22 protein-coding genes and 2 pseudogenes are annotated in these 23816 nt (G+C 59.1%); 11 read left to right on the top strand and 13 right to left on the bottom strand.

Features of this window, described 5'->3' with window-relative positions; translation table 11 throughout:
* Positions 1-290: 290 nt before the first annotated feature.
* The 5 genes from FHC51_RS17475 to FHC51_RS17455 form a co-directional block, all read right to left on the bottom strand.
* Positions 291-950: an O-methyltransferase gene (locus FHC51_RS17475; protein WP_220436210.1), complete on the bottom strand. Its 660-nt coding sequence runs from the start codon at positions 948-950 to the stop codon at positions 291-293.
* Positions 951-1046: 96 nt separating this feature from the next.
* Positions 1047-2426, bottom strand: a complete 1380-nt coding sequence (locus FHC51_RS17470; protein ID WP_220436209.1) for an efflux transporter outer membrane subunit — start codon at positions 2424-2426, stop codon at positions 1047-1049.
* Positions 2423-3502, bottom strand: coding sequence for an HlyD family secretion protein (locus FHC51_RS17465; RefSeq protein WP_220436208.1), 1080 nt, complete (start codon positions 3500-3502; stop codon positions 2423-2425). Before FHC51_RS17465 ends, FHC51_RS17470 begins: the two co-directional genes overlap by 4 nt.
* A 43-nt stretch (positions 3503-3545) precedes the next feature.
* Entirely contained in the window at positions 3546-5198 is a 1653-nt protein-coding gene (locus FHC51_RS17460; RefSeq protein WP_375373810.1) for an MFS transporter, read from the bottom strand.
* Positions 5199-5349: 151 nt separating this feature from the next.
* Positions 5350-6672: an MFS transporter gene (locus tag FHC51_RS17455; protein WP_103179779.1), complete on the bottom strand. Its 1323-nt coding sequence runs from the start codon at positions 6670-6672 to the stop codon at positions 5350-5352.
* 388 nt (positions 6673-7060) lie between these two features.
* Here FHC51_RS17455 and FHC51_RS17450 point away from each other — a divergent pair, with 388 nt between their 5' ends.
* Together FHC51_RS17450 and aldA are read left to right on the top strand one after the other, a co-directional pair.
* Positions 7061-7864, top strand: coding sequence for a YdcF family protein (locus FHC51_RS17450; RefSeq protein WP_220436207.1), 804 nt, complete (start codon positions 7061-7063; stop codon positions 7862-7864).
* A 197-nt stretch (positions 7865-8061) separates the two neighbouring features.
* Positions 8062-9501, top strand: a complete 1440-nt coding sequence (gene aldA / locus FHC51_RS17445; protein WP_220436206.1) for an aldehyde dehydrogenase — start codon at positions 8062-8064, stop codon at positions 9499-9501.
* A 103-nt stretch (positions 9502-9604) separates the two neighbouring features.
* On the opposite strand, the gene FHC51_RS17440 is transcribed toward aldA, so the two are convergent.
* Positions 9605-10531, bottom strand: coding sequence for an alpha/beta hydrolase (locus tag FHC51_RS17440; protein WP_220436205.1), 927 nt, complete (start codon positions 10529-10531; stop codon positions 9605-9607).
* 103 nt (positions 10532-10634) lie between these two features.
* A pseudogene (gene gap / locus FHC51_RS17435) lies at positions 10635-11636 on the bottom strand (type I glyceraldehyde-3-phosphate dehydrogenase).
* Positions 11637-11820: 184 nt separating this feature from the next.
* On the opposite strand from gap, the gene cybB reads away from it, so the two are divergent.
* Both cybB and FHC51_RS17425 read left to right on the top strand, forming a co-directional pair.
* Positions 11821-12348 (top strand): cytochrome b561, encoded by a 528-nt coding sequence (gene cybB, locus FHC51_RS17430; RefSeq protein WP_220436204.1) that lies wholly within the window; start codon positions 11821-11823, stop codon positions 12346-12348.
* Between the two features lie 3 nt (positions 12349-12351).
* On the top strand, positions 12352-13668 hold the full coding sequence (locus FHC51_RS17425; RefSeq protein WP_309236351.1) for an MFS transporter: 1317 nt from the start codon (positions 12352-12354) through the stop codon (positions 13666-13668).
* A 36-nt stretch (positions 13669-13704) separates the two neighbouring features.
* Here FHC51_RS17425 and FHC51_RS17420 read toward each other — a convergent pair whose 3' ends face one another.
* The 3 genes from FHC51_RS17420 to FHC51_RS17410 all read right to left on the bottom strand — a co-directional run bounded on the left by FHC51_RS17420 (position 13705) and on the right by FHC51_RS17410 (position 15848).
* Positions 13705-13923, bottom strand: a complete 219-nt coding sequence (locus tag FHC51_RS17420) for a hypothetical protein (protein ID WP_103822130.1) — start codon at positions 13921-13923, stop codon at positions 13705-13707.
* Between the two features lie 121 nt (positions 13924-14044).
* Positions 14045-14227: a general stress protein gene (locus tag FHC51_RS17415; protein ID WP_103179772.1), complete on the bottom strand. Its 183-nt coding sequence runs from the start codon at positions 14225-14227 to the stop codon at positions 14045-14047.
* A 286-nt stretch (positions 14228-14513) separates the two neighbouring features.
* Entirely contained in the window at positions 14514-15848 is a 1335-nt protein-coding gene (locus tag FHC51_RS17410) for a PLP-dependent aminotransferase family protein (protein WP_103822129.1), read from the bottom strand.
* A gap of 90 nt (positions 15849-15938) precedes the next feature.
* Here FHC51_RS17410 and FHC51_RS17405 point away from each other — a divergent pair, with 90 nt between their 5' ends.
* The 4 genes and pseudogenes from FHC51_RS17405 to FHC51_RS17390 all read left to right on the top strand — a co-directional run.
* Entirely contained in the window at positions 15939-16817 is an 879-nt protein-coding gene (locus FHC51_RS17405; RefSeq protein WP_220436203.1) for a DMT family transporter, read from the top strand.
* Between the two features lie 19 nt (positions 16818-16836).
* Entirely contained in the window at positions 16837-17721 is an 885-nt protein-coding gene (locus FHC51_RS17400) for a dihydrodipicolinate synthase family protein (protein ID WP_220436202.1), read from the top strand.
* 280 nt (positions 17722-18001) lie between these two features.
* A complete protein-coding gene (locus tag FHC51_RS17395; RefSeq protein ID WP_220436201.1) occupies positions 18002-18421 on the top strand; it encodes a translesion error-prone DNA polymerase V autoproteolytic subunit in 420 nt (139 codons plus the stop codon).
* Positions 18422-18601, top strand: a pseudogene (locus FHC51_RS17390) (GNAT family N-acetyltransferase); the annotation flags it as partial.
* 4 nt (positions 18602-18605) lie between these two features.
* On the opposite strand, the gene bdcA reads toward FHC51_RS17390, so the two are convergent.
* Positions 18606-19319 (bottom strand): SDR family oxidoreductase, encoded by a 714-nt coding sequence (gene bdcA, locus FHC51_RS17385; RefSeq protein ID WP_220436200.1) that lies wholly within the window; start codon positions 19317-19319, stop codon positions 18606-18608.
* Positions 19320-19395: 76 nt separating this feature from the next.
* Here bdcA and FHC51_RS17380 point away from each other — a divergent pair, with 76 nt between their 5' ends.
* The gene (locus tag FHC51_RS17380) at positions 19396-19986 is read left to right on the top strand and encodes a TetR/AcrR family transcriptional regulator (RefSeq protein ID WP_220436719.1); all 591 of its coding nucleotides are present in this window, start codon (positions 19396-19398) and stop codon (positions 19984-19986) included.
* A 29-nt stretch (positions 19987-20015) separates the two neighbouring features.
* Here FHC51_RS17380 and FHC51_RS17375 read toward each other — a convergent pair whose 3' ends face one another.
* The gene (locus tag FHC51_RS17375; protein WP_220436199.1) at positions 20016-20771 is read right to left on the bottom strand and encodes an SDR family NAD(P)-dependent oxidoreductase; all 756 of its coding nucleotides are present in this window, start codon (positions 20769-20771) and stop codon (positions 20016-20018) included.
* A 157-nt stretch (positions 20772-20928) separates the two neighbouring features.
* Here FHC51_RS17375 and FHC51_RS17370 point away from each other — a divergent pair, with 157 nt between their 5' ends.
* A complete protein-coding gene (locus tag FHC51_RS17370; protein ID WP_220436198.1) occupies positions 20929-21807 on the top strand; it encodes an AraC family transcriptional regulator in 879 nt (292 codons plus the stop codon).
* A 14-nt stretch (positions 21808-21821) separates the two neighbouring features.
* Here the strand turns inward: FHC51_RS17370 and FHC51_RS17365 are convergent, their stop codons facing one another.
* Positions 21822-22751 carry an aromatic alcohol reductase gene (locus tag FHC51_RS17365; RefSeq protein WP_220436197.1) on the bottom strand — a complete coding sequence of 310 codons (930 nt, stop codon included), beginning with the start codon at positions 22749-22751 and terminating at the stop codon, positions 21822-21824.
* A 138-nt stretch (positions 22752-22889) separates the two neighbouring features.
* On the opposite strand from FHC51_RS17365, the gene FHC51_RS17360 reads away from it, so the two are divergent.
* Positions 22890-23795 carry a LysR family transcriptional regulator gene (locus FHC51_RS17360; RefSeq protein ID WP_220436196.1) on the top strand — a complete coding sequence of 302 codons (906 nt, stop codon included), beginning with the start codon at positions 22890-22892 and terminating at the stop codon, positions 23793-23795.
* The last annotated feature ends 21 nt before the right edge of the window (positions 23796-23816 follow it).

Below are 23816 nucleotides of genomic sequence, written 5' to 3'. Positions count from 1 at the left end.
CCGAAGCGTTTCCGGAAGGCCGGGGCGAGGCGCATGGATGCGCCGAGAGGGCATAGCCTGCATGGATGCAGGCTGGTGCCCGACCCGAAAGCCTGAAGGAATAAGCTGAGGGGACCGCGAAGCGGCGATTTTCTTGCCGGGAGCCCGGGTCGCCAGGGCGGTGGCGATTGAGCCGCCCTGGCACGTTCACCGGTTCGGATGTATCAGAGAAGCAAGGAACGTGAGGTGAACGGAACCACCACCGGTGCCGCATGTAACAGCACCCCTCCCGCAGGGCCGGTAAGCGGTGTTTACCCGTTCACCATCGCCAGCGTAAACCCATCCCATCCCTTCACACCCACCGTCTGTAACGCGGTGGCGGTAAGGCGCGGGTTATCGCCGATCATCTCGATAAACCGCCGCACGCCATGCACCCGGGCGTCATCGCTCTGGCCGTTAACCACTTCTCCGTCCCGCACCACGTTGTCGCCGATAATCACCGTCCCCGGCCGGGAGTAGTGCAGCGCCCACTCCAGATAGCCCGGGTTATTCGGTTTATCGGCATCGATAAAGATCAGATCAAAAGGCGGGATCGCATCGAAGCGCTCAAGGGAGAGCAGGGCTGGACCTTCGATCAGCTCAATACGCTGCTCCAGTCCCGCCAGATGAATGTTCTGCCGGGCGACCTGAGCGTGAACCGGGTCGGCCTCCAGCGTGATCAGCTTGCCATCCGCGGGCAGGGCGCGCGCCATCCAGATGCTGCTGTAGGCTCCCAGGGTGCCAATCTCCAGGATCCGCCTCGCCTGGGTCATGCGCACAAACAGCGCCAGTAACTGCCCCTGATTAGCGGCGACGTCGTGGGCTGGTAACCCGGCGCGCTGGTTATTTTCAAGGACCTTTTGCAGCACCTCATCCTGAGGAATAAGCTCGGAAATCATGTAATTATCTACGTCAGACCACAGCTGTTGCATAGATTGACCCCTTAGTGCGTATATTGCCCGGCGGCGCTACGCGTGCACGGGCCTACGAAACCTGTAGGCCGGGCAAGCGCATGCGCCGCCCGGCGTTTACGATGCCGACCAGCCGCCTCCCAGCGCTTTATACAGATCGATCTGCGCCAGCAGCAGGTTATTTTTCGCCTGCACCACGCTGGTCTGCACCGAGAACAGCGTACGCTGGGCGTCCAGCACGTCCAGATAGGATGAATAGCCGTTGCGGTAGCGGTTCTGGGCGATGCGCAGCGTCTCCTGGGCCACCTCCTGCTGCGCCACCAGCTCGGTCAGCTGCTCGCCATAGCGGGCGATGGCATCCAGGCTGTCGTTCACCTCTTTAAAGGCGTTACGCACGGTTTTTTCATAGCTGTAGAGCGCCTGGTTGCGCTGCGACTGGCCGATATCCACCTGGGCATTCAGCGCCTGACGGTTCAGCAGCGGGGCCAGAATACTGCCGCCGATGCTCCACAGCTCCAGCGGATTATCCAGCAGGCCGGGCAGGGTGCGATCCTGGATCGATCCGCTCGCGGTCAGGTTGATCGACGGCAGCAGGCTGGCGCGCGAGGCCGCAAGCGAGGCATCGGCCGCGATCAGCTGGCGTTCCGCCTGCACAATATCCGGGCGACGGTTGAGCAGCGACGAAGGTAGCTGCGACGGGATACGCAGCGGGGTCAGGCTATCGAAATCCGCGCTGCGGGCGATACTCCCCGGGTTGCTGCCCAGGAGCAGGGTCAGCGCATTCTCCTGACGGGCAATCTGGTTCTGCACCTGCGGGATCTGCGCCCGCGTCGAGCGCAGCTCGGAGTCGGACTGCATCAGCTCCAGGCGCGAGCTGTAGCCGGTCTGATACTGGCGCTGTGCCAGATTAAAGGCCTCTTCCCGCGCTTTCAGGGTCGACTGCGTAACCTTAAGCTGCTTGTCCAGCGCCAGCAGGGTGACGTACCCCGAGGCCACCGAGGAGGCCACCGTCAGATCGGCCGCGGCGGCGGCGGCTTTTTGCGCTTCGAGGCTCGCCCGGGCGGCATCGGTGGTGCGGCGGTTCGCCCCCCAGATATCCACATCGTAGCTGGCGGTCAGGCTGCCTTTGTAGAGCGCCCCGTAGGTAGGCAAACCGGTTGCCGCCGACTGAGAACGGGCGCGACCCGCATTGAGATCGGCATCCAGGGTCGGAAACAGACTGCCTTCACTGGCATAGACCCGGGCCTGGTACTCGTTGATACGCTCCCGGGCAATCAGCACATCGCTGTTGTTGCGCAGGGCCTGGTCAACGTAAGCGTTGAGCTGGCTGTCGTGAAAATTGCGCCACCACATCTGCTCAGCCGGGCTGGCGGGGCCGGTGCTGGCGCGCCACTGGGCGGGGATCTGTAGCGTCGGCTTCGCTGGCTCAACATCCACCGACTGACAGGCGCTCAGGGTGGCGGCCACCATCAGGGCAACAAGCGGGCGGCGGCTCATTCTGCCTCCCGGGTATCAATAGTCACCTGCACCGACATGCCCGGACGCAGCAGGGCCGACTCCTCCGGCTTGCCTAATACTTCAATACGCACCGGAATACGCTGGGCAATCTTGACGAAGTTCCCGGTGGCGTTATCCGGCGTAATGGCGCTGAACTCCACCCCGGTGGCGGGGGAGATACTCTGCACCCGGCCTTCATAGGCTTTGTCGTTCAGGGCATCGACGGTGAATTTCACCGGCTGGCCAACGCGCAGGTCCGCCAACTGGGTCTCTTTGATATTGGCGATCACCCAGTGCTGCGGCGGCACCAGAGTCGTGAGGTGGGTACCGGCGGTCACATAGGCGCCTAAACGCACCGCAATTTGCCCGAGCTGGCCGTCGCGTGGCGCCACGATGCGGGTATTTTGCAGGTCGATCTGCGCCAGCTCGAGGGCCGCCTTCGCGTTTTCGACGTCGGCCTCCAGCGCGGCGCGGTTAACGATGGCGGTTTGCAGATCCTGGCGCGACATCTCCAGCGTGGCCTTCGCCTGGTCGATATCGGCGCTGCCCTGGGCGGCACTTGCCAGCGCTGCATCCCGCTCACGGATCGACAGCGAGCCATCGGCGGTAAGATCTTTTACGCGCTTGAGTTCAGCCTGGGTTTTCTGGCTCTGGGCCCGGGCGTTTTTCAGCGCCGCTTCGTTACGCTGGATCACCGCCTGGGCGCTTTTGCGCTGTTGCAGGTTGTTGTTCAGCGCGGCTATTTTCATCGCCAGCTGGGCTTCAGCCTGGTGTACCCGCTGGCGGTAGATACGATCGTCAATCTGCAGCAGCAGGTCGCCTTTCTTTACCTGCTCAAAATCCTGCACCCTGACCTCGGTGATGTAGCCGTTCACCTGCGGGCTGATAAAGGTGGTCTGGCCGCGCACGTAGGCGTTATCGGTAAACTGGGTATGGCGGGTAAACGGCGGTAACTGCCAGGCGTAGAGGATCACCAACACGCCAACGATGCCGATGGCGGCGGCGGCGAACACTGACACCACGCGCAGATTATTACGGGTACTGGCCTGCTCTTTAGCGGCATCCTGCTGACTCATAACCACTCCTGGGAACGCACAATCATCATTATTGTATAAACCATTATTTACTGCCGGTGGCCTTTCTCAGCGCCAGACGGGCAGTGATACGCAGGCGCAACAAGCGCCATAAGATCCAGACCAGCGTGGCGGTGGCAATGCCAGCCGTCAGAAGATAAGTATCGTTGTAAGCGAGAATATTTGCCTGCAGCGTGCTGGCGTTCTGTAGTTGCAACGCCGACTGGGTGCTCAGCAGGGCGCTGTCGCCAATCAGGCTCCGGTACATCTGGCTGTAGATCTGCAGGCGCTCGTTCACCAGCGGATTAAGGCTGGTGAGCTGTTCCGCCAGCAGGCTGGAGTGGTACTTCTCACGCCAGGTCTGGAAGGTGCCGAGAATGGCGGAACCCAACAGCCCGCCGATGTTCTGGCTCATGCCGAACAGCACCGAAAAACTGACCAGGTTGCGCGGATCGGCAATCACCCCGCCAATCCCGGCCAGCATCGCCGGGGCAAGGAAGAAGGCGCTGCCGAACCCGAGCAGGAACTGGCTCAGCATTAGTTGATCCGGGCGGGTGAGGCTGCTGGACTGGCTGTCGAGCAGCGAGGCGATAATCATCAGCACCAGCGAGGTGACAATCGGCCAGGCGAGCTTTGTCGGTTTGATGGTCAGGCAGCTGGCGGCGATGCCGCAGAGGATGCCAGCAAAAATCGCCCAGGCCAGGTGGGTCATCTGCTCGTTTTGCAACCCGACATACTGCAACCAGCCGATCACCCCGGTGTTCTGCTCCGCCAGCACGATGCGGATCAGCAGCATAATCAGCCCCAGGCGCAGAATGCTGCCGCTGGAGAGCCAGCGGGTATTCAGCAGCGGGTTGCTGCGGTTATGCTCAAAGACGATAGCCGAGACAATTAGCACCAGCGAACCTGCCAGCGCCCAGCCGATCCACGGCGTTTCAAACCACCACTCCAGCCGCCCAAGGGAGAGCACCGCGCAGAGCAGCGCCATCCCCGGAGCCAGCAGGATAAAGGTGATGAAATCTTTCTTCTCGAACACCTTGCGCCGGTCCCCCGGGGGCAGCTTGAGGGCGATGACGCAGCCCAGCGAGATCATCGCCAGACCCAGCTCAAAGAGGTAGAGCCCGCGCCACTCGTCCAGCTGCAGCAGCTCGGTGGAGAAGAGCCGCGCAATGGGGATCGCCAGCGAGGAACCGGTGATGCCGATAGTCAGGGCCTTCAGGCGGTGTTTCGCCGGCCAGGCCTGGATCTGATAGTAGATCCCGAGCGAGCTGAGCGCCGCGGCCACCATGCCGTGGGCGGCGCGCACCATCAGGGCCGAGCTGAGATCGTTGACGAAGAGGTGAAAGAAGGTCACCAGCACATAGAGCACCAGAAACCCTTCGGTGAAGGCGCGCAGGCCAAACTGCTGGCGAAACTTCACCAGCAGCAGGTTAATCGACACGTTGGTCATTACGTACACTGCGGGCAGCCAGGCGATCTCGGTGGACCAGGCGGCAAAGGTGCCCTGCAGATTTTGCAGGTTGGCCGAAACCATGGCATTGCCCAGCGCGCCGGTAAGGCATACCAGCAGTCCCACCACACCGTAGGCTACCCGTTTGGGCGTGCTGTGGATCGGGGTGGAGGGGGAGCCTAACAGCATTGGCTTTTCGTGAGGCTGCCACTCGCGAGGAGCATAAGGGTCGCGTTGGGGCAGTCGCATAGCGTTTATTACCTGTCGCATTGATGATAGTTAGTGGGCTAATGATTCTACGTCTGACGCAAAGTCTGTTTCAAGTGAATATGATAATAGCGGGTTAATCAAATGTGAGCGGTAAGTATGACAGCGGCCAGCAATGCTGGCCGCCCGGGGATCAGAGTTCGTGGGTTTGTGCATTAATGACTGGGGCGCGTTTAACCCGGCTGGCACAGAAGATCGCAATCAGGGAGATGGTTACTGTGACCGCCAGATACCAGGCCACCGGCACCCAGTCGCCGTTATATTTCGCCAGCAGGCCGGTGGCAATCAGCGGCGCGGTGCCGCCCGCCAGGGCTGCGCCCAGCTGATAGCCGAGGGTGATGCCGGTGTAGCGCACGTTGGCGGTGAAAATTTCTGAACAGAGGGTGCCGAGTACCGCGGTGACCGGTGCCCACAGCACACCGAAAGCGATGACGGTAGCCAGCACAATGCCCCAGGTGGTGCCGGTGTTGAGCAGCATAAACCACGGCACGATAAACAGGCCGAGGACAAAGACGCTGACGGCATACATTCGCTGGCGACCGACCTTATCCGACAGCAGCCCCATCAGCGGGATCATGATGGTGGCGACCAGCGCCCCGAGGGTCACGGCCTCCAGCGCCTGCGATTTTTGATAGCTGAGCGTGGTGGTGGCGTAGCTGACCACAAAGGTGGAGAAGATGTAGAAGGGCGCGGTCTCAACCACTTTTAGCCCGGCGGCGATCAGCACTTCGCGCCAGTGGTATTTCAGCGTATCGCGCAGCGGGGCTTTGGCCACCTTGCCGGAGGATTTCACCTTTTTAAACTCCGGCGTTTCGTCGATATCCTTACGGATCCACAGGCCGAGCAGCACCAGCACCGAACTCAGCAGGAACGGAATACGCCAGCCCCAAGAGAGGAAATCCTCTTCGCTGAACAGCGTCATCAGCGAGACGATAAAGGTCGCCATCAACATGCCGATGGTCACCCCCGCCTGCGGAATACTGCCGAAGAAGCCTTTGCGCTTCTCCGGCGCGTACTCATAGGCCAGCAGCAGGGCGCCGCCCCATTCGCCGCCAATTCCCATTCCCTGAATAATGCGCATCAGGATCAGCAGGGCCGGGGCCCAGAGGCCAATCTGCTCATAGGTAGGTAACAGCCCAATCATCACGGTTGCACCCCCCATCAACGACAGGGTTAACACCAGCGTTTTTTTGCGCCCGATACGATCCCCGATGTGGGCGAATATCACGCCACCGATGGGGCGGATAAAGAAAGTTAACGAGAACGAAAGATAGGACAAAATCAGGCCGATGACCGGGTCGACCATCGGAAAGAAGATCTTGTTGAACACCAGCGCCGCGGCTGTGCCGTAGAGAAAATAATCAAACCATTCAATGGCGCTGCCGGTGAGGCTGGCGACCAGCACCTTTTTATTTTTGCGTAAAACTGCGGTACTGCTTTCGTGTTGTTGTGTCATACCGTGATCCCGCCCAGTGGATGATGAAGCGGGTGACACCCGGCGCGCTTCGGGTGCAACCCAGAAAGGAAAAAGGTTGTAGAATTGTTAAGCAACTTAGGGAGGGCTGTTACTTTTGGCAAGCAGGGCGAGGGAAAACTGGTCAGATCACGCTGAAATAAGCAGCAATCACTGCTTTTAATGGCGATATTTCTGGCGCTTAATTTTTTTAATGGCCTAAGTTGCAGCATATAATGCAGGTGCAACCGCCTGATTTTTGGACGTTTCTGGTTATTTCAGTTTAATGACTATTCTTATAAGGTAACTGCCGATTTCGCTTTCAGAGGGATCCTCTGTTAACCGACGGCCCGCGCGTTACCCTTAACTTACTTGCTGGAAGGAGGTAACGATGAGTCTCACAATCTTCCCGTCTCTGCCGGATAAAACGCTGGCCGCGGTCAATACCGTCGGGGCCTGGCTCGCTGAAGACAATCTGCCTTACAATCCGCCCGCGCTACAGCCGGATCTGGTGGTGCTGGCCGGTAATGCGGTGATCCCCTCCATTGACGCAGCCTGCCGTCTGGCGTCAGAGCTTGCCATTCCTCTGCTGATCAGCGGCGGGATAGGCCATTCCACCACCTTCTTATATGCCGCCATCGCGCAGCATCCGCGTTATAACAAGGTGCGCACCACCGGCAAAGCCGAGGCCACCATTCTGGCGGAGATCGCCCGGGAGTTCTGGCATATTCCGCCGGAGCGGTTGCTGGTTGAAGATCAATCCACCAACTGCGGTGAAAATGCCCGCTTCAGCGCCGCGACGATCCTCCATCATCAGCTAAGGGTGACGCGCGGGATAGTGGTGCAGGACCCGACCATGCAGCGGCGGACCATGGCGACCTTTGCCCGCGTCTGGCGCGATAAGCCAGATGCCCCGGCGTGGACCAGCCATCCCGGCATTGTGCCGCAGCTGCAAAACAGTGATGAGGGCCTGGTGTTCCGCGGCGGCGGCGAGGGGCTGTGGCCCGTCGAGCGCTATCTGTCGCTGGTGCTGGGTGAGTTGCCGCGCCTGCGGGATGACATCAATGGCTACGGTCCGCTTGGCCGCGATTTTATCGTGCATGTGGATATTCCGGCCGAGGTGGAGGCGGCCTGGCAGATCCTGCGTCATGACGCCGTTCTCACCGAGGCGCTGGCGAGCCGCTCCCTGCTGTAACCTTGCCCGTTTGCGTGAAACTCATCGCAAACGGGCAACCTGATGTTGTCGGGATGAAATGATTTACGCCTGCTGACCCGTTTCTTTTATGAGATATCTCACAAAAACAGCGCGATAGGCTGGGATTGCGGATCGGGAACTGTAGTTTTTAACAATAATTTTACTTGTTAAAAACAGTGTAATTACAGGAGCGAGTCATGACAGTACCCGTACAACATCCTATGTATATCGATGGACAGTTTGTAGCCTGGCAGGGTGATGCCTGGATTGATGTCATCAATCCAGGCACCGAAGAGGTCATTTCCCGTATTCCCGACGGCAGCGCCGAAGATGCCCGCAAGGCGATTGACGCCGCCGAACGCGCCCAGGAGACCTGGGAGGCACTGCCTGCCATCCAGCGCGCAGGTTGGCTACGTAAAATCGCGGCAGGCATTCGCGAGCGCGCCAGCGAGATCAGCGCCCTGATTGTGGCCGAAGGCGGCAAGATCCAGCAGCTCGCGGAGGTTGAGGTCTCCTTCACCGCCGACTATCTCGACTACATGGCGGAGTGGGCCCGCCGCTACGAGGGCGAAATTATCCAGAGCGATCGTCCGGGCGAAAACATTCTGCTGTTCAAACGTGCCCTGGGCGTCACCACTGGTATCCTGCCGTGGAACTTCCCGTTCTTCCTGATTGCCCGCAAGCTGGCACCTGCGCTGGTGACCGGCAACACCATCGTGATTAAGCCGAGCGAGTTCACCCCAAATAACGCCATCGCCTTCGCCAAAATCGTCGACGAGATCGGCCTGCCGAAAGGGGTCTTTAACCTGGTACTGGGTCGCGGGGAAACCGTGGGCCAGGAGCTGGCGGGCAACCCGAAAGTGGCGATGGTCAGCATGACCGGCAGCGTGGCCGCAGGTGAGAAGATCATGGCCGCCGCCGCGAAGAACATCACCAAAGTGTGCCTGGAACTGGGCGGTAAAGCCCCGGCTATCGTGATGGACGATGCAGATCTTGAGCTGGCGGTGAAGGCGATTGTCGACTCCCGAGTGATCAACACCGGGCAGGTCTGTAACTGCGCCGAACGCGTCTATGTGCAGAAGGGCATCTACGACCGCTTTGCAAACCGTCTGGGCGAGGCGATGAAAGCGGTGCAGTTTGGCAACCCGGCCGAGCGTAACGACATCGCCATGGGGCCGCTGATCAACGCCGCGGCGCTGGAGCGTGTTGAGCAGAAGGTGGCGCTGGCGGTAGAGCAGGGGGCGAAAGTGGTGCTGGGCGGCAAAGCGGTGGAAGGTAAGGGCTACTTCTATCCGCCAACGCTGCTGCTGGACGTGCGTCAGGAGATGAGCATCATGCACGAAGAGACCTTCGGACCGGTGCTGCCGGTGGTGGTATTTGACACCCTGGAGGAGGCGCTGAAGATGGCCAACGACAGCGATTATGGTCTGACATCCTCGATTTATACCCGGGATCTGAACGTGGCGATGAAGGCCATTAAAGGGCTGAAGTTCGGCGAAACCTACATCAACCGCGAGAACTTTGAAGCGATGCAGGGCTTCCACGCGGGCTGGCGTAAATCGGGGATCGGCGGAGCGGATGGTAAACACGGCCTGCATGAATACCTGCAGACCCAGGTGGTCTATTTGCAGTCGTGATAAACACGCCGGGTGGCGCTGCGCTTACCCGGCCTACAAAACTGGCAAACAGCATCATACACGTAGGCCGGGCAAGGCGAAGCCGCCACCCGGCACCCCAGGCTTACACCTTCGTCGCAATCCAGTTCATCATCAGCTCCGGCCAGAGGGCCACCGGCAGCCCCTGGGCATCGCGGATGCCAAATCCATGCTTCCCGCGCTCGAACAGATGCATCTCAACCGGCACCCCAACACGGCGCAGGGCGCTGAACATCGCCAGGCTGTTCTCAACCTTCACCGCCGGGTCGTCGGCGGCATGCAGCAGGAAGGTCGGCGGGGCGTCGCGGGTGACGCGCTCTTCCAGCGAGTAGCGATGGATCAGATCCTCGCCAGGGTTGTCGCCCATCAGTTCATGGCGCGAACCCGAATGATGGTGCTCGGCACGCATGGTGATCACCGGATACACCAGCGCCATAAAGGCCGGACGGGCAGGGTACTCGTCGACGGCGTCCAGCGGGGCGTATACCGTTTCGTCATGGCGTGTGCCGAGGCTCGCCGCCACGTGCCCGCCCGCCGAGAAGCCCAGTACCCCAATACGGGCCGGATCCAGCTTCCACTCCCCGGCACTGGCGCGAATCACCCGCATCGCCCGCTGAACGTCGGCCAGCGGCGCGTCGGCACCCTCTTCATGACCATCCCCCGGCATGCGGTAGGTCATCACAAACAGGGTATAGCCGCGGGCATTAAAGAAGGAGGCCAGCGCGCTGCCCTCTTTATCCAGCACCACGCGGCGGTATGAGCCGCCCGGCGTCACAAGGATGCCCACCCCGTTAGGTTTGTTCGGGGCATAGACGGTTATCTCCGGGGCGCGGATGCCGGTGACGGCGCGATCAAAGTGGGAGGTACCGGTATGGTGGGGTTCCGGGGTAAAGATGGCGTCGCTGGTCTGTGCGCCCGGGGCTTCATTATCGGGCCAAATGGTAAAGGTGACCGAACGGCTGACGGCGTGGGCCATATTCTGTTCGAGTGTTTCGCGGCTGAGTGCTTCCATGTTAACGCTCCCTCTCTGGAAAGCGTTTGTTATAGCAGGGTTAACGGAATGAAAACCTGAACAGTTTCACAGGTTGCGGACAGCCGGGCTGTCCGCAGGGGAATTACAGCGCAGCGAACTTATCCAGGGTCCGCACCAGCTGGGTAACAAACCCGTATTCGTTGTCGTACTAGGCGACGGTTTTCACCAGCTGGACATCGCCCGCCTCGGTGACTTCCGTCTGGGTGGCATCGAATATCGACCCAAAGTGGGTGCCAATCACATCGGACGAGACAATCTCCTCGTCGGTATAGCCAAAGGATTCGTTGCCTTCGGTGGCCTTTTTCAGCGCCTGATGGATTTCATCCACGCTCACTTTTTTCTCCAGAATCGAGACCAGCTCGGTGACGGAGCCGGTTTTGACCGGCACGCGCTGGGCATGGCCCTTCAGCTTGCCGCTCAGGGCGGGGATCACCAGCCCAATCGCCTTGGCCGCGCCGGTGGTGTGCGGGATGATGTTTTCTGCTGCGGCACGAGAGGCGCGCAGATCCTTGCCGCGCGGGCCATCCACCAGCGCCTGGGTGCCGGTATAGGCATGGATAGTGGTCATGGTGCCTGCCTTGATGCCAAAGGAATCCTGCAGTACTTTTGCCAGCGGGGCCAGGCAGTTGGTGGTGCAGGAGGCGACAGAGATAATGGTGTCGCTGGCCTCGATCGTGTCGTCGTTAACGTTAAAGACGATGGTTTTCATCTCGCCGGCCGGGGCGGAGATCAGCACTTTTTTGGCGCCCGCGTCCAGATGGGCCTGGGATTTCTCCTGCGAGGTGTAGAATCCGGTGCACTCCACCACCAGATCCACCCCGGCGGCTTTCCACGGAATGTGTTTTGCCTCTTTTTCGGCATACACCGAAATGGACTTGCCGTCGACGATCAGCGAGTCTTCTGTGAAGTCGACGCTCCAGGGGAAGGGGCCATAGTTAGAGTCATGTTTTAACAGGTAGGCCAGCACTTTCGGCGACGTCAAATCATTAATCGCCACCACGCTATTACTGTCCTGCGTTTCCAGCAACCGACGGAGAACCAGTCGGCCAATACGACCAAAACCGTTAATGCCAATCTTACTCATGATCTTCTCCTGTGTGATGTACGGGACGATGAACTCATCCAGGATTAGACCATGAAGCCCAGCGAGGCAATTGAAGATGGCTCATCTGCACGGAAGTTTTTGAAAAATAGGGGACAATAATTAATGAATTTTTAGCTGAAGCTGGGTTATTTTACGTTTTTTAGCCTTCTGTTCAGGAAAGACTATGCGCAATAAATACACCGGCCTGCAAATCACGATCCACTGGCTGGTTTTTCTGCTGGTGATCGTGGCCTACTGTGCCATGGAGTTTCGCGGCTTTTTCCCGCGCAGCGACCGCCCGCTAATCAACATGATCCACGTCTCCTGCGGGATCTCTGTTCTGGTGCTGATGGTCGCGCGTCTGCTGGTGCGTCTTAAGTATCCCGCACCGCCAATCGTGCCTAAGCCAAAACCGATGTATACCGGCTTATCCCATCTGGGGCACCTCGCCATCTATCTGCTGTTTATTGCCCTGCCGCTGATTGGGCTGGTGATGATGTATAACCGGGGTAATACCTGGTTTGCGTTCGGGCTGGGGATGCCGCACGCCGCCGAGTCCAATTTTGACCTCGTAGACACGCTGAAAGCCTGGCATGTCACCCTGGCGAAGCTGGGCTATTTCGTTATCGGGATCCACGCCTTTGCCGCGCTGCTTCACCACTACTACTGGAAAGACAATACCCTCCTGCGCATGATGCCGAAAAAACGCTAAGGGGTGCCTGTGTCCCGTAAGCTGCGCAAAGTGCTGTTTGCTACCGGCATCGGCCATTTTGTCGAATGGTTTGATTTCGGGCTTTACGGCACGCTGGCCGCGTTTATTGGCCTGCATTTTTTCCAGGCTGAAGATCCGGCGTTGGCGTTACTGTCGTCGTTCGCGGTATTTGGCGCCGGGTTTGTGATGCGTCCGCTGGGCGGGCTGTGGTTTGGCTCCCTCGGGGATCGCATCGGGCGCCGCAAGGTACTGACGACCGTGATCATTTTGACCTCGGGCGCCACCTTTCTGATCGGACTGCTGCCCACCTATTCGCAGGTCGGGCTTCTCGCCACGGTGCTGCTGGTGCTGGTGCGGCTGATTCAGGGATTTGCCGCCGGGGGCGAAAGCGCAGGGGCCACCACCTTTCTGGCCGAATATGCCCCCGCCCACCGCCGGGGCTACTTTACCTGCTGGATCGATAACTTCGGCTTTCTGGCCTTTGTTGCCGCCTCTGGCCTGGTGTTGCTGCTCACCACGGTGCTGGGAGAGGCGGCGATGAATGAGTGGGGCTGGCGCATTCCGTTTTTGCTCGCCGGGCCGCTGGGCTGGATTGGCCTCTACCTGCGCACCCATCTTGAAGACTCCCCCGAGTTTCTGGCCTTAAAGAGAAGCAATAATACGGAGGCGGCCCCGCTGTACACGGCGGTCACCACCGAGCGACGCGCGCTGGGCTTCTGCATCGGTTTTGTGGTGATCAAGGCGGTGGGACACTGGATGTTACAGGCTTTTATTCCCGCCTACCTGACGACGGAGCTGCGCTTTCTGACGACGCAGGCGTACACTATTACCACGTTCGGGCTGTTGGCTGTCGCGGTGATGGTGCCCTTTATGGGATATCTGTCGGACAGGTTTGGCCGCAGGCCGCTGATGCTGGCGGGCTGCGTGGGGTTTATCCTCCTGAGCTGGCCTGCCATGGGATTGATGGCGCAGGGCGATATCGTCTACGCGCTACTGGCGATGCTGCTGCTGGGGATCTGCATTGCCGCCTTTGACGGGGCCAGCTGCGCGGCTATCGCGGAGCTGTTTCCCACCCGCATTCGCTTTGGCAGTATCGCCATCGCCTATAACCTGGCGGTGGCGTTCTTTGGCGGCATCACGCCGTGGTTTTCGACCTGGCTGGTTATAAAGAGCGGCAATCCACTCTCACCCGCGCTGTTTGTCATGGCGGCCGCCTTGATCACCTTCCTGACAGTATTACGGGCGAAAGAGACCGCCGGACTGCCGCTGCGTCGCTACGTACGGCATAAAAAAACCCGGCGGGGAAGGCCGGGCAAATAACAAAGCACAACAAATGTTGCATCACTTAACAGCTGATTACTTCAGATCGCGGTGCGCCATAGCGTTGACCAGGTAAGACTGACGCTGACTGAGCCTCACTTCACTGTCAGCGTCACGGCCCCTGATGATATTGAGCGCCGGACCGCCGCTATCCGGTGAGCGGGTACACTCCGCATCCTCCGGAATTATCCAGCCGACATCATCACGGGTGCGATGATTATTGCGTGCGTTACGAACTCTGCGTCTTAAATGCATACTCTAACCTCCGTATAATTTATCGGGCTGCGTTTGCATAGTGTGGCAAAATTGCCGCTCGGTACGTCCATGAATATATTGTCTGACATATCGCGGTTAGCGGAAAATATATCGCAGCGGATTACGCTGCGGGTTTGCGTCCGCCACCACGACTATTTTGTCCGCCTTTTTTCCCCGCTTCGGATGCCCGCTGCGGGTCGTTCTTGAAGTTACCGCCGCTACTCTGTCCGCCTTTACGGCCCGCCTGGGATGCACGCTCCCGGTCTTCTGCGAAATTGCCGGAACCGCCTCGATGATTAGCCATAACTTGTCTCCAGTTTTTCGTTGAGAATACTTTAAGGAAAACTAACTTCCTCAAATGCGTGCACAAATAAATGTAGACAGAACGGAACAAACGTCAATAAGCCTCCCGATGCGTTTTTTGCTTGTTCAAGGCTAACAAATTTTAATTTTTACCGGCTCCAGGAAATATATCCTCGCTAATAAATAAGTTAGCCTCCCTTATATATCTGACGAGTAATTTTCGGGTGATAAAAGGTGTTTACAGATTCATAAAATAATTCCCACTCTGAGGGAATTTGAGATAAGTCTTAACGGCTTTGTTCAAGCTCAATGGCTGCTCTGACCTGCAGCAACGCGTGGCGTAACGACTCAACCGGCACCGATCCGAGGGCAACCCGGATCGCCTGCGGCACTGTACCGGAGATCGAAAAGGGTTCCGCGGTGGAGACGGAGATGTTGAGGTCCATCAGCGCCTTCACCACCCGATCGGCCCGGGCTTCCTCTGCCAGCGGCAGCCACGCAAAGTAAGAGTCGGGATGGGTAATACAGGATAGATCCCCCAGGGCCGCTTTCAGCACTCGCTGCCGCAGCCGGGCGTCGCGCCTTTTCAGGGTTTCAAAGCGGGCTACGGTGCCGTCCTGGATCCAGTGGCAGACCATCGTGCTCATCACCGATGGCGTGTTCCAGGTGGTGGCCCGGATAGCCCTCTCCAGTGCCGGGCGCAGATCGGGCGGGCAGACCACCGCACCGACCCGCAGGCCGGTCGCCACGTTTTTTGAAAAACCGGTGACACAGACCGTTCGCTCCGGCGCGAAGCTGGCAACAGGCGGTGGCGGACGGCGGATCAGCCAGCCGTAGGCGGTGTCTTCGATAATCAGCAGATCATGCTGCCGGGCAATCTTTGCCAGCGCCTGACGCTGGTCGCGGTTCAGCACCCAGCCCAGCGGGTTATGCAGCGTAGGCATGGTGTAAATGGCGCGCACGTGGCGTCTCTGACAGATCTGGCGTAACGCGGCCAGATCGGGCCCGGTTTCCGTTGCAGGAATAGCGATAAGCTCAAGGTGATACAGTGCTGCCAGCACCTTAAAGCCGGGATAGGTGAGGGCATCCACCGCCACCACGTCACCGGGCCGAAGCAGCCCCATAACAGTGATGGTCAGGCCATGCTGGGCCCCGTTCACAATGAGCACGTTGTCTGCCGACGGCTGAAAGTACGGCCCGGCAAGGTGTGCGGCCACAATCTCCCGCTCCGTCTGCCTGCCTGCATGGGGTTGATAGCGCAGGTGCGATTCGATTTCTCCCGCGGCAGCAATCTGTCTGAGCGCCTCCCGCAGCAGCTCTCCCTGGCCCGGCAGGGCGGGATAGTTGAAATTCAGATCCAGTACATCGGTGGCGATCGCATGTTGATCGATTCCCTGACCTGACGGTAACAGGATCTCCCTGACGAAGGTGCCGCGTCCGGTTTCACCGCTGACCAGCCCCATTTTCTCCAGCTCGGCATAGACCCGTGTGGCGGTGGCGAGAGAGATACGCTCCCGGGCGGCGAGCGTCCGGTGTGTGGGCAGGCGGGTGCCTGCTGTCAGCGTGGCGGAGCGGATCAGTTGCGCGTAGCGATCCACGATCCCTTTGTAACGGGCTTTCATCAAATGTATCCATGACAATAATTTGATTGTATTAGATTGGCGAGACTACCATCCGCTCCACAGAGGCTCAAGATCGGGAAGGTAACGGGAATGGATATTGCGGTAGATAAAAACGCGCTGTCAGGCTGGCTCAACGGCCTGCTGGGGGTGGTAATTTTCAGCGGTTCCTTGCCCGCCACCCGGATTGCGATGCAGGACTTTGATCCCTTCTTCCTGACCTTTGCCCGGGCCTCGCTTGCCGGAGGGCTGGCCCTGATCTTGATCGTGGGGTTACGGGAGAAGCGCCCGCCAGTCGCGCAAATTGTGCCGCTGATGATAGTCTCGTTGGGCGTGGTGGTCGGCTTTCCGCTGCTTACCGCGCTGGCGTTGCAGCATATCACGACCGCCCACTCGATTGTGTTTCTCGGGCTGTTGCCGCTGATGACCGCCATTTTCGCCGTGCTGCGCGGCAAGGAGCGCCCCGCCAGGGCCTTCTGGATCTTCTCGGTGCTGGGCAGCCTGCTGGTGGTGGGATTTGCTCTTTCGCAGGGCGCGGCGCTCTCCCTGACCGGCGATCTGCTGATGCTCGCGGCGGTGATCGTCTGCGGCCTGGGCTATGCCGAAGGGGCCGCGCTCACCCGTGAGACAGGCGGCTGGCAGGTGATCGGCTGGGCGCTGATCCTGGCGCTGCCTTTTATGGTGGTGGCCTCCCTTCTGATGATGCCTGTATCCTTTAGCGGCATCGGTTTTCCGGCCTGGGCCGCGCTCGGCTATGTGTCGCTGTTCAGCATGCTGATTGGGTTTATCTTCTGGTACAAAGGGCTGGCTCGTGGCGGGATCGCGGCGGTCGGGCAGCTACAGCTGTTGCAGCCGTTTCTGGGGCTGGGGCTGTCCGCCACGCTGTTACATGAGAGGGTGAGCCCGTTGATGGTGTTTATCACCCTGGGTGTCATTCTGTGTGTTATTGCTTCGCGGAAATATGCCCGCTGAATTTTAAAAGGGATCCAAAATGTTTAATGGTCTGAGTGCATTTCCCCTAACCCCACTGGTGCAGGGGAAACCCGATGAGAAAGCCTTTGGCGCGTTGATTGAGGCGCTTGCAGCGGCAGAGGTAAATTCCATCGGCGCGCTGGGCTCCACAGGGAGTTACGCCTACTTAACCCGGGAGCAGCGTTTTGCCGCCACAAGGCTGGCGGTGAGCGCCGCCGCGGGCGTGCCGGTGATGACCAGTATCGGCAGCGTCAACGCGGAAGAGATCGTGAGACTGGCAGAGGATGCGCAAAAGGCCGGGGTGAGCGGCCTGCTGCTGGCCCCGCTCTGTTACCAAAAACTGACGGCGGAAGAGGTGTTCCGCCTGTACGAGCGCGTCTGCGATGAAATTTCCGTTCCACTCTGTATCTACGACAATCCGGCGACCAGCGGCTTTGAATTTAATGATGAACTGCTGGTGGCGCTGTCGTTTTTACCCAACATGGGGTCTATCAAGCTCGGCGATCTGCCAGCCGATCCGGCTGGCGCGGCAGCCCGTGTGGCGGCGCTGAAACGTCAGGTAGCAAAGGGCGTCACGATTGGCATTAGCGGTGATGCGCAGTCGGCTGCCGGTCTGCTGGCAGGGTGCGACGTCTGGTACTCGGTGCTGGCCGGACTTTTCCCGGATTATTGCCTGCGGTTGACGCAGGCGGCGCTGCGGGGGGATGTGGAGGAGACCCGGCGGCTTAACGGCGCGCTGGAGCCGTTATGGGAATTCTTCCGTCGATACGGGAGCTTGCGGGTGATTGCGACAGTGGCGGAGTTGCGTGGGAGAGTTGCGGCGCCGTGTTTGCCTTTTCCGTTGCAGACACTGGCGGGAGCGGAGCGGGATGCGTTGCAGGAGGTGGCAGAGCGGGTTTTGTAGGCCCGTGCAAGCGAAGCGCCGCCGGGCAATGCGCGGGCGGCCTGGCGATATCACCGAATTGATGGCAGAGGAGCGGGAGCATGCCCGCACCCTCTGTATCCTTCATCAGCCTGTTTGAAGACCTCCAGGCCAGAAAACATTTACAAAACAAATATTTCTAATTGCAATAATCACTTGTAAGCGAAGCGGTTAAGTAATAAACCGTCGTTGTCGGCCTGCGACTTGATTGCGCTTCGCGCCACGACTACTGTATATAAAAACAGTATTAGAGGAACGAATCATGGAGTTTTACCAACTTTCAGCGCTGCGCGAGGTGATTGCGCTCCCCCTTTTCAGCGATGTGGTGCAGTGCGGTTTTCCCAGTCCGGCCCAGGACTATGTTGAACAGCGTATCGATTTAAATAAATTACTTATTCAGCACCCCAACTCGACCTACTTTGTGAAGGCGGCCGGGGATTCGATGATTGACGCCGGGATCGGCGACGGCGATCTGCTGATTGTCGACAGCGCCAGAACGGCGCAGCACGGGGATATTGTTATTGCCGCGGTGGAGGGGGAATTTACGGTAAAACGCCTGCAGCTCCGACCCCGGGTGCAGCTTAACCCGATGAACAGCGCTTATTTGCCCATCCTCGTGAGCAGCGAAGAGTCGCTCGATATCTTTGGCGTGGTGACCTATATCGTGAAGTCGGCGGATTAGGCGGGAACAGGACAGAAACTTCTCGCCGCTGCTGAACGCCTCGCCCTGGATAAAGGCTGTACGCAGATTGAGCTTTCAGGCAGTGAAAGACGCGTCAGGGCGCATAATTTTTATGAAAATAACGGTGATAAAGAGGTCAGGAAGCGCTTCGTCAAGCGCCTCGCTGACCCCTCCCTCTGAAAGATTATGCGCCAAACGCACCGTCGATGGTGTGCATGGCTCCCGTCACGAATGACGCCTCCGGGCCCGCCAGCCAGGCGACCATTCCCGCCACCTCTTCAGGCCGCCCGTGTCGTTTGATGGCCATAAAGCTGTGCATTAGCTCCTTCATGGGGCCACTCTCCGGATTTGCATCGGTATCGATGGGGCCGGGCTGCACGACGTTAACCGTGATCCCGCGTGGACCAAAGTCACGCGCCAGGCCGCGCGCCAGTCCTTGCAGTGCCGATTTACTGACCGCATAAGAGGCCATCCCCGGAATGGGCATACGATCGCCATTCACAGAACCGATGACAATAATGCGTCCGCCGTCCGGCATTTGCCGGGCCGCCTCAACCGCGGCATGGTAAGGCGCGTGAATGTTGATCTGAAAGAGACGATCGACGGCGTCGCTATCCAGCTCCAGCGCATCGCCAAAGAGCGCGATGCCCGCGTTGACGATCAGAACATCCAGCGGCCCGCTGTCGCGCACCAGTTTTATCACCGCATCGCGGTCGGCGCTGTCGGTCTGTATCGCCACGCTTCCGGTTTCAGCGGCCAGCTGCGCGGCGGCGTCTGGCGATCCCGCATAGCTGAACACCACCGACGCACCCTCGGAGGCAAAGCGCCTGACGATAGCCGCGCCAATGCCACGACTTCCGCCTAAAACCAGTACCGATCTCTTTTGCAGTGCAGCCATAAAACGTTCCTTATGATATTGTAGTGGTCATTACAATATGCGTCGGCTACGTGTGCCGTCAAGGAGTAATGTAGTGATCACTACAAAAAAGAGCCGTACCCCAGGACGACCTCGCCGGTTCGATCCTGAGCAGGCCATTGAAACTGCCCAACACCTCTTTCACTCGCAGGGTTATGACGCGGTGAGTGTGGCCGATCTGACAAAAGCGTTCGGCATTAATCCTCCCAGCTTCTATGCCGCCTTTGGCAGTAAGCTGGGGCTCTACACCCGGGTGCTGGAGCGGTATAGCCACACCGGCGCGATCCCCTTTACTGAACTCTTGCGTCACGACCGTCCGGTGGTGCAGTGCCTGATGGATGTTCTGCACGAAGCGGCAAAACGCTATGTGAGCGACCCGGCGGCGGCCGGGTGCCTGGTACTGGAAGGGATCCATTGCAACGATCGGCCTGCGCGCGAGGCGGCAAGCGAATTGCACACTGCCGCGGAAGAGACTATTCGGGCCTATATTGCCCAATACTATCCGCACGAAGCCGTTCGGCTGACCGACTTTATCAGCACATTGATGGCGGGACTGTCGGCGAAAGCACGGGCAGGGGATAGTCTGGCGCGTCTGCAGGAGACCGTACGCCTGGCGGGGCTGGCCCTGGCGCCGTTACTTCCGCGCTGAGGCCAGACCCGGTTCTTATTGCGTGGGGATCAGATGGTCTGTCCGCCCGACACTTCGATACGCTGTGCGGTCACCCACCGGTTGTCGTCACGCAGCAGGCTGGCGACCATCGGTCCGATATCATCGGGAACGCCGACACGCCCGAGCGCGGTCATGGCGGCAAACTGTGCGTTAACCTCGGCGTTGTCGCGCACCAGGCCGCCGCCGAAATCGGTCTCAATGGCCCCTGGCGCGACGGTATTGACGGTGATACCGCGCCCGCCCAACTCGCGGGCCATATACACGCCCAGCATCTCAACGGCCGCTTTTGCCGCGGCGTAGGCCGAAAACCCTGGGTAGGAAACCCGGGTCAACCCGGACGAAAAGTTAACGATCCGCCCGCCGTCGGCCAGCAGCGGCAACAGCGCCTGCACCAAGAAAAACACCCCTTTGACGTGAACGTCGAACAGCCCGTCGAACTGTGCTTCGGTGGTATCAGTAAGGGTGGCAAACTCCCCATGACCGGCGTTGTTAATCAGATGATCGAAGGTGTCGCGCGCCCAGACTTCAGCAAGCTGCGTGCGCAACGTTTCGGCAAAGCGCGGGAAACTTGCCGTCTGCGCCATATCAAGCTGGAGGGCAATCGCTTTGCGTCCCATCGCGCGGATCTCCGCGACAACCGCTTCAGCCTGCTCGGTGTTTCCTCTGTAAGCGACAATGACATCACCCCCCTGTTGTGCAATGGCGAGGGCGGTACGACGGCCGAGGCCACGGTTGGCGCCGGTGATAAGTGCGATTTTATTCATGACAGCTCCTGTCTGTTGAGTGGTATCACTACAGTAGGAGAAGCCCCTCTGTGGCCATTGCCCGATCCTTGTGAAGTTTTGCCCATTTCTCTTTCAGGGGGGGGTCTGTCGCCAGTTATCACATACTATCGTTTAAAAACTTGCCCGAAAGGATCCTATGCCTGCTGCACTGTTCGAGCTTTGCCGCCGCTATGCTGATACGCACGCTGACCGTAGCGGGGTTGCTGTTACGCCGGTTCCGGGGTTGACGATTGTCCGGGCTTTGCATCCCGGCGATTTGCAGGCGGCCATCAACAGACCGCTGATTGCGATGCTGTTGCAGGGTCGCAAATGCGTCACGACCGGTACTGAACGTTTTGACTATGGCCCGGGCGAGGCGATGGTGATTGCTGCGGATGTGCCGACGATCAGCCAGATAACGCAGGCCAGCCTTCGCCATCCCTACTATTCCCTGGTGCTCGAGCTGGATACTGCCATCCTGCGTGAGCTTCAGGCGCTGGCACCCGCAGGGCAGGGTGACGGACCTTACGTCGGCATTGAACCAATGAATGCCGGGGTGGCGGATGCAGCTTACCGGCTGGCAAGGCTGTTTGACGACCCGCCCGCGCTGGCGGTCCTGGGGGAGGGATTACGCAGAGAGCTACATTACTGGCTGCTCCGTAGCGTACACGGGGCGGCTATCCGTGCCCTTGGCGCAGCAGAGAGCTATTCCGCACGCATCAGCCGCGCGGTCGCGGTTTTGCGTAAGGATTTTACCCGCACGATAAGCGTTGAAGAGCTGGCGGGTGTGGCAGGGATGAGCGTTTCCGTGTTCCATCAGCATTTCCGGGCCATCACCACCACGTCGCCTTTACAGTTTCAGAAACAGCTGCGCCTGATCCACGCCCGTCGGCTGATGCTGACAGAAGGAACCGCCATCGCCCAGGCGGCCTACAGGGTAGGGTATGCCAGCGTGTCGCAGTTCACCCGGGAATATGCCCGGATGTATGGCGTGCCGCCGGGGCGTGACAGGCGGCTGGCTAAAGCCAGCGCCTGAGGCCGGGGCAAACGTTAAATGGCCGTTTTGAGCCAAGAGGCAATATCCTGCGTGGGCAGATTGTGCCGCGCATTCCAGGTTTCACTCATCGGCCACCACACTCCCTCTCCCCGGGCAAAGGCGACGCGATAGCGCAGCATCGGATCATCCGGCTGTAAACGCAGTTCTTCCTGTAAGGCGGGCAGCGTGAATACGCTTTTCGCGAAGGTCTGTTTTGTCACGCGTTCAACCGTTTCCGCCAGTTTGCCATAGGAGGTCGTTTCCCCCGCGACAAAGACCACCTCGTTGACGATACGCGGCTGCTGCAAATAGATCGCCGTGGTCAGCCGGCCAATATCCGCGGGTGAGGTCACGGTGACCTGGGTTTCCCAGCTCCCGAGGGCATGGAGGGTTTTGTTAGCTAAATTCACCACGTCAAACGCCGGTTCGAAGAGAAAAGAGGTAAACATACCGGTTGAAACAATCACCCATTCCGTCGCGCGTTGTGCCCGCAGCAGGGTCCTGACATCATACTGTTCGTCCCAGACGGTTTGGCCGCTTCCTTTGCCAACCACATCGTAATTAACACCAAACTGCCAGGGGAAGTAGCGTCTCACGCCCGCCTCCAGCACCGCGCGGGTAATTTTTATCTGTGTCCCTGCACCGGCGATAAAACCCATGCAGTTGATCACTGTATCAAAGCCAGCAAAGTGGGGTTTTAACGATTCAATCGTACTGGCTGCAACGTCAACGGCCATAAATGTTGCGCCTGAATCAGCCAGCCGCTGATGATCATCGGAGAGCAGATTACTCTGTTGATCCAGTGACCCGGGCGAGACGATAACCGAGACGCTGCCGTTTCGCCGTGTGACTGCCGGGATCAGAAAATCCAGTACGGCGGTGCCCAGTTGTCCCGCTCCCAGCACCAATACCTTTTCGCCTTTATTAACATTGCGCTCTGCCATTTTTATTCCTCACGGTTACCAGCAGCCTGTTTGCTACGATTAAGGCAAGTGTATGGCCGGGATGTTTATTCGATAAGAGGCTGCTCGCGGGTTAGACTGTTCGTAAAAATGGCATAATCAGTCGGGTCGGAGGGCAATATGGATAAGCTGGAAGCAATGCAGGTCTATGTCGGCGTGGTGGATACCCATAGCTTCGCCAGGACAGCCGAAGCGATGGGATTGCCGCGTTCAACGGTCTCCCGGGTGATTAAGGAGCTGGAGTCCTGGCTGGGGATCCAGCTTCTGCAGCGAACCACCCGCACACTCAGCGTGACCGCCGATGGCCGACGGTACTACGAGGAGTGCAAACGCGTGCTGGCTGATATTGCCGCCATAGAATCCTCTTTTCCTGGCCGGGCGGCGCAGCCCAAAGGGCGTTTCAAGGTGGGGATGCCGCAGTCGCTGGCCCGGCACTGCATTCTCCCGAGGCTTGCGGAGTTTCTGCAGCTGTATCCTGAGCTGGAGTTGATCCTGTGTTCCAGCGATAACGTCGAGGATATCATTCAGGAAGGGTATGACTGCGTGATTCGTACCGGCAGAATCGACGATTCAACCACGCTGGTGGCCCGACCTCTCGCGAACTTTAAGTGGGTGGTTCTGGCCTCTCCGGCATACCTTGCCGCCCATGGTAAGCCGGAAAATATTGATGATCTGGAAAGGCATTACGCCGTTGGCTATCTCAACCATCGCACCGGACGCACCACCGACTGGTTTTTTACCCTGGATGAGGGCGATTGCGCGATCCGGATGAAGGAGACGCTGGTTGTCGATGATACCGACGCCTATATTCAGGCCGGTATACAGGGGCTTGGGGTGATCCGTGTCGCCAGCTATCTGGTTGCGCCTTACCTGCAAAACGGCGCGCTCATCGCCTGCATGGATAACCTCTCTTTTGATTTGCCGCTTTCGCTGGTCTATCCGCAAAACAGGTATTTACCGCCTTCGGTGCGCGCATTTTATGACTGGAGCCGCGCGGTGCTGCAACAACCTGTGAGGGGGGCTTAAACGCGTTCTTCTGCAGAGCGG

Source organism: Leclercia sp. EC_58, assembly GCF_019584355.1.
Classification (GTDB): Bacteria; Pseudomonadota; Gammaproteobacteria; order Enterobacterales; family Enterobacteriaceae; genus Enterobacter.
This window is presented reverse-complemented; position numbering and strand designations above follow the sequence as displayed.

What these genes read in the sequence shown, in the direction of transcription:
- FHC51_RS17475 (WP_220436210.1), bottom strand. Translation starts at nt 950, where the DNA reads ATGCAACAGCTGTGGTCTGACGTAGATAATTACATGATTTCCGAGCTT.
- FHC51_RS17460 (WP_375373810.1), bottom strand. Translation starts at nt 5,198, where the DNA reads ATGCGACTGCCCCAACGCGACCCTTATGCTCCTCGCGAGTGGCAGCCT.
- FHC51_RS17420 (WP_103822130.1), bottom strand. Translation starts at nt 13,923, where the DNA reads ATGCATTTAAGACGCAGAGTTCGTAACGCACGCAATAATCATCGCACC.
- FHC51_RS17365 (WP_220436197.1), bottom strand. Translation starts at nt 22,751, where the DNA reads ATGGCAGAGCGCAATGTTAATAAAGGCGAAAAGGTATTGGTGCTGGGA.
- FHC51_RS17395 (WP_220436201.1), top strand. Translation starts at nt 18,002, where the DNA reads ATGGAGTTTTACCAACTTTCAGCGCTGCGCGAGGTGATTGCGCTCCCC.
- FHC51_RS17465 (WP_220436208.1), bottom strand. Translation starts at nt 3,502, where the DNA reads ATGAGTCAGCAGGATGCCGCTAAAGAGCAGGCCAGTACCCGTAATAAT.
- FHC51_RS17415 (WP_103179772.1), bottom strand. Translation starts at nt 14,227, where the DNA reads ATGGCTAATCATCGAGGCGGTTCCGGCAATTTCGCAGAAGACCGGGAG.
- FHC51_RS17455 (WP_103179779.1), bottom strand. Translation starts at nt 6,672, where the DNA reads ATGACACAACAACACGAAAGCAGTACCGCAGTTTTACGCAAAAATAAA.
- FHC51_RS17410 (WP_103822129.1), bottom strand. Translation starts at nt 15,848, where the DNA reads ATGAAAGCCCGTTACAAAGGGATCGTGGATCGCTACGCGCAACTGATC.
- FHC51_RS17405 (WP_220436203.1), top strand. Translation starts at nt 15,939, where the DNA reads ATGGATATTGCGGTAGATAAAAACGCGCTGTCAGGCTGGCTCAACGGC.
- bdcA (WP_220436200.1), bottom strand. Translation starts at nt 19,319, where the DNA reads ATGGCTGCACTGCAAAAGAGATCGGTACTGGTTTTAGGCGGAAGTCGT.
- FHC51_RS17375 (WP_220436199.1), bottom strand. Translation starts at nt 20,771, where the DNA reads ATGAATAAAATCGCACTTATCACCGGCGCCAACCGTGGCCTCGGCCGT.
- aldA (WP_220436206.1), top strand. Translation starts at nt 8,062, where the DNA reads ATGACAGTACCCGTACAACATCCTATGTATATCGATGGACAGTTTGTA.
- cybB (WP_220436204.1), top strand. Translation starts at nt 11,821, where the DNA reads ATGCGCAATAAATACACCGGCCTGCAAATCACGATCCACTGGCTGGTT.
- FHC51_RS17450 (WP_220436207.1), top strand. Translation starts at nt 7,061, where the DNA reads ATGAGTCTCACAATCTTCCCGTCTCTGCCGGATAAAACGCTGGCCGCG.
- FHC51_RS17400 (WP_220436202.1), top strand. Translation starts at nt 16,837, where the DNA reads ATGTTTAATGGTCTGAGTGCATTTCCCCTAACCCCACTGGTGCAGGGG.
- FHC51_RS17360 (WP_220436196.1), top strand. Translation starts at nt 22,890, where the DNA reads ATGGATAAGCTGGAAGCAATGCAGGTCTATGTCGGCGTGGTGGATACC.
- FHC51_RS17370 (WP_220436198.1), top strand. Translation starts at nt 20,929, where the DNA reads ATGCCTGCTGCACTGTTCGAGCTTTGCCGCCGCTATGCTGATACGCAC.
- FHC51_RS17440 (WP_220436205.1), bottom strand. Translation starts at nt 10,531, where the DNA reads ATGGAAGCACTCAGCCGCGAAACACTCGAACAGAATATGGCCCACGCC.
- FHC51_RS17470 (WP_220436209.1), bottom strand. Translation starts at nt 2,426, where the DNA reads ATGAGCCGCCGCCCGCTTGTTGCCCTGATGGTGGCCGCCACCCTGAGC.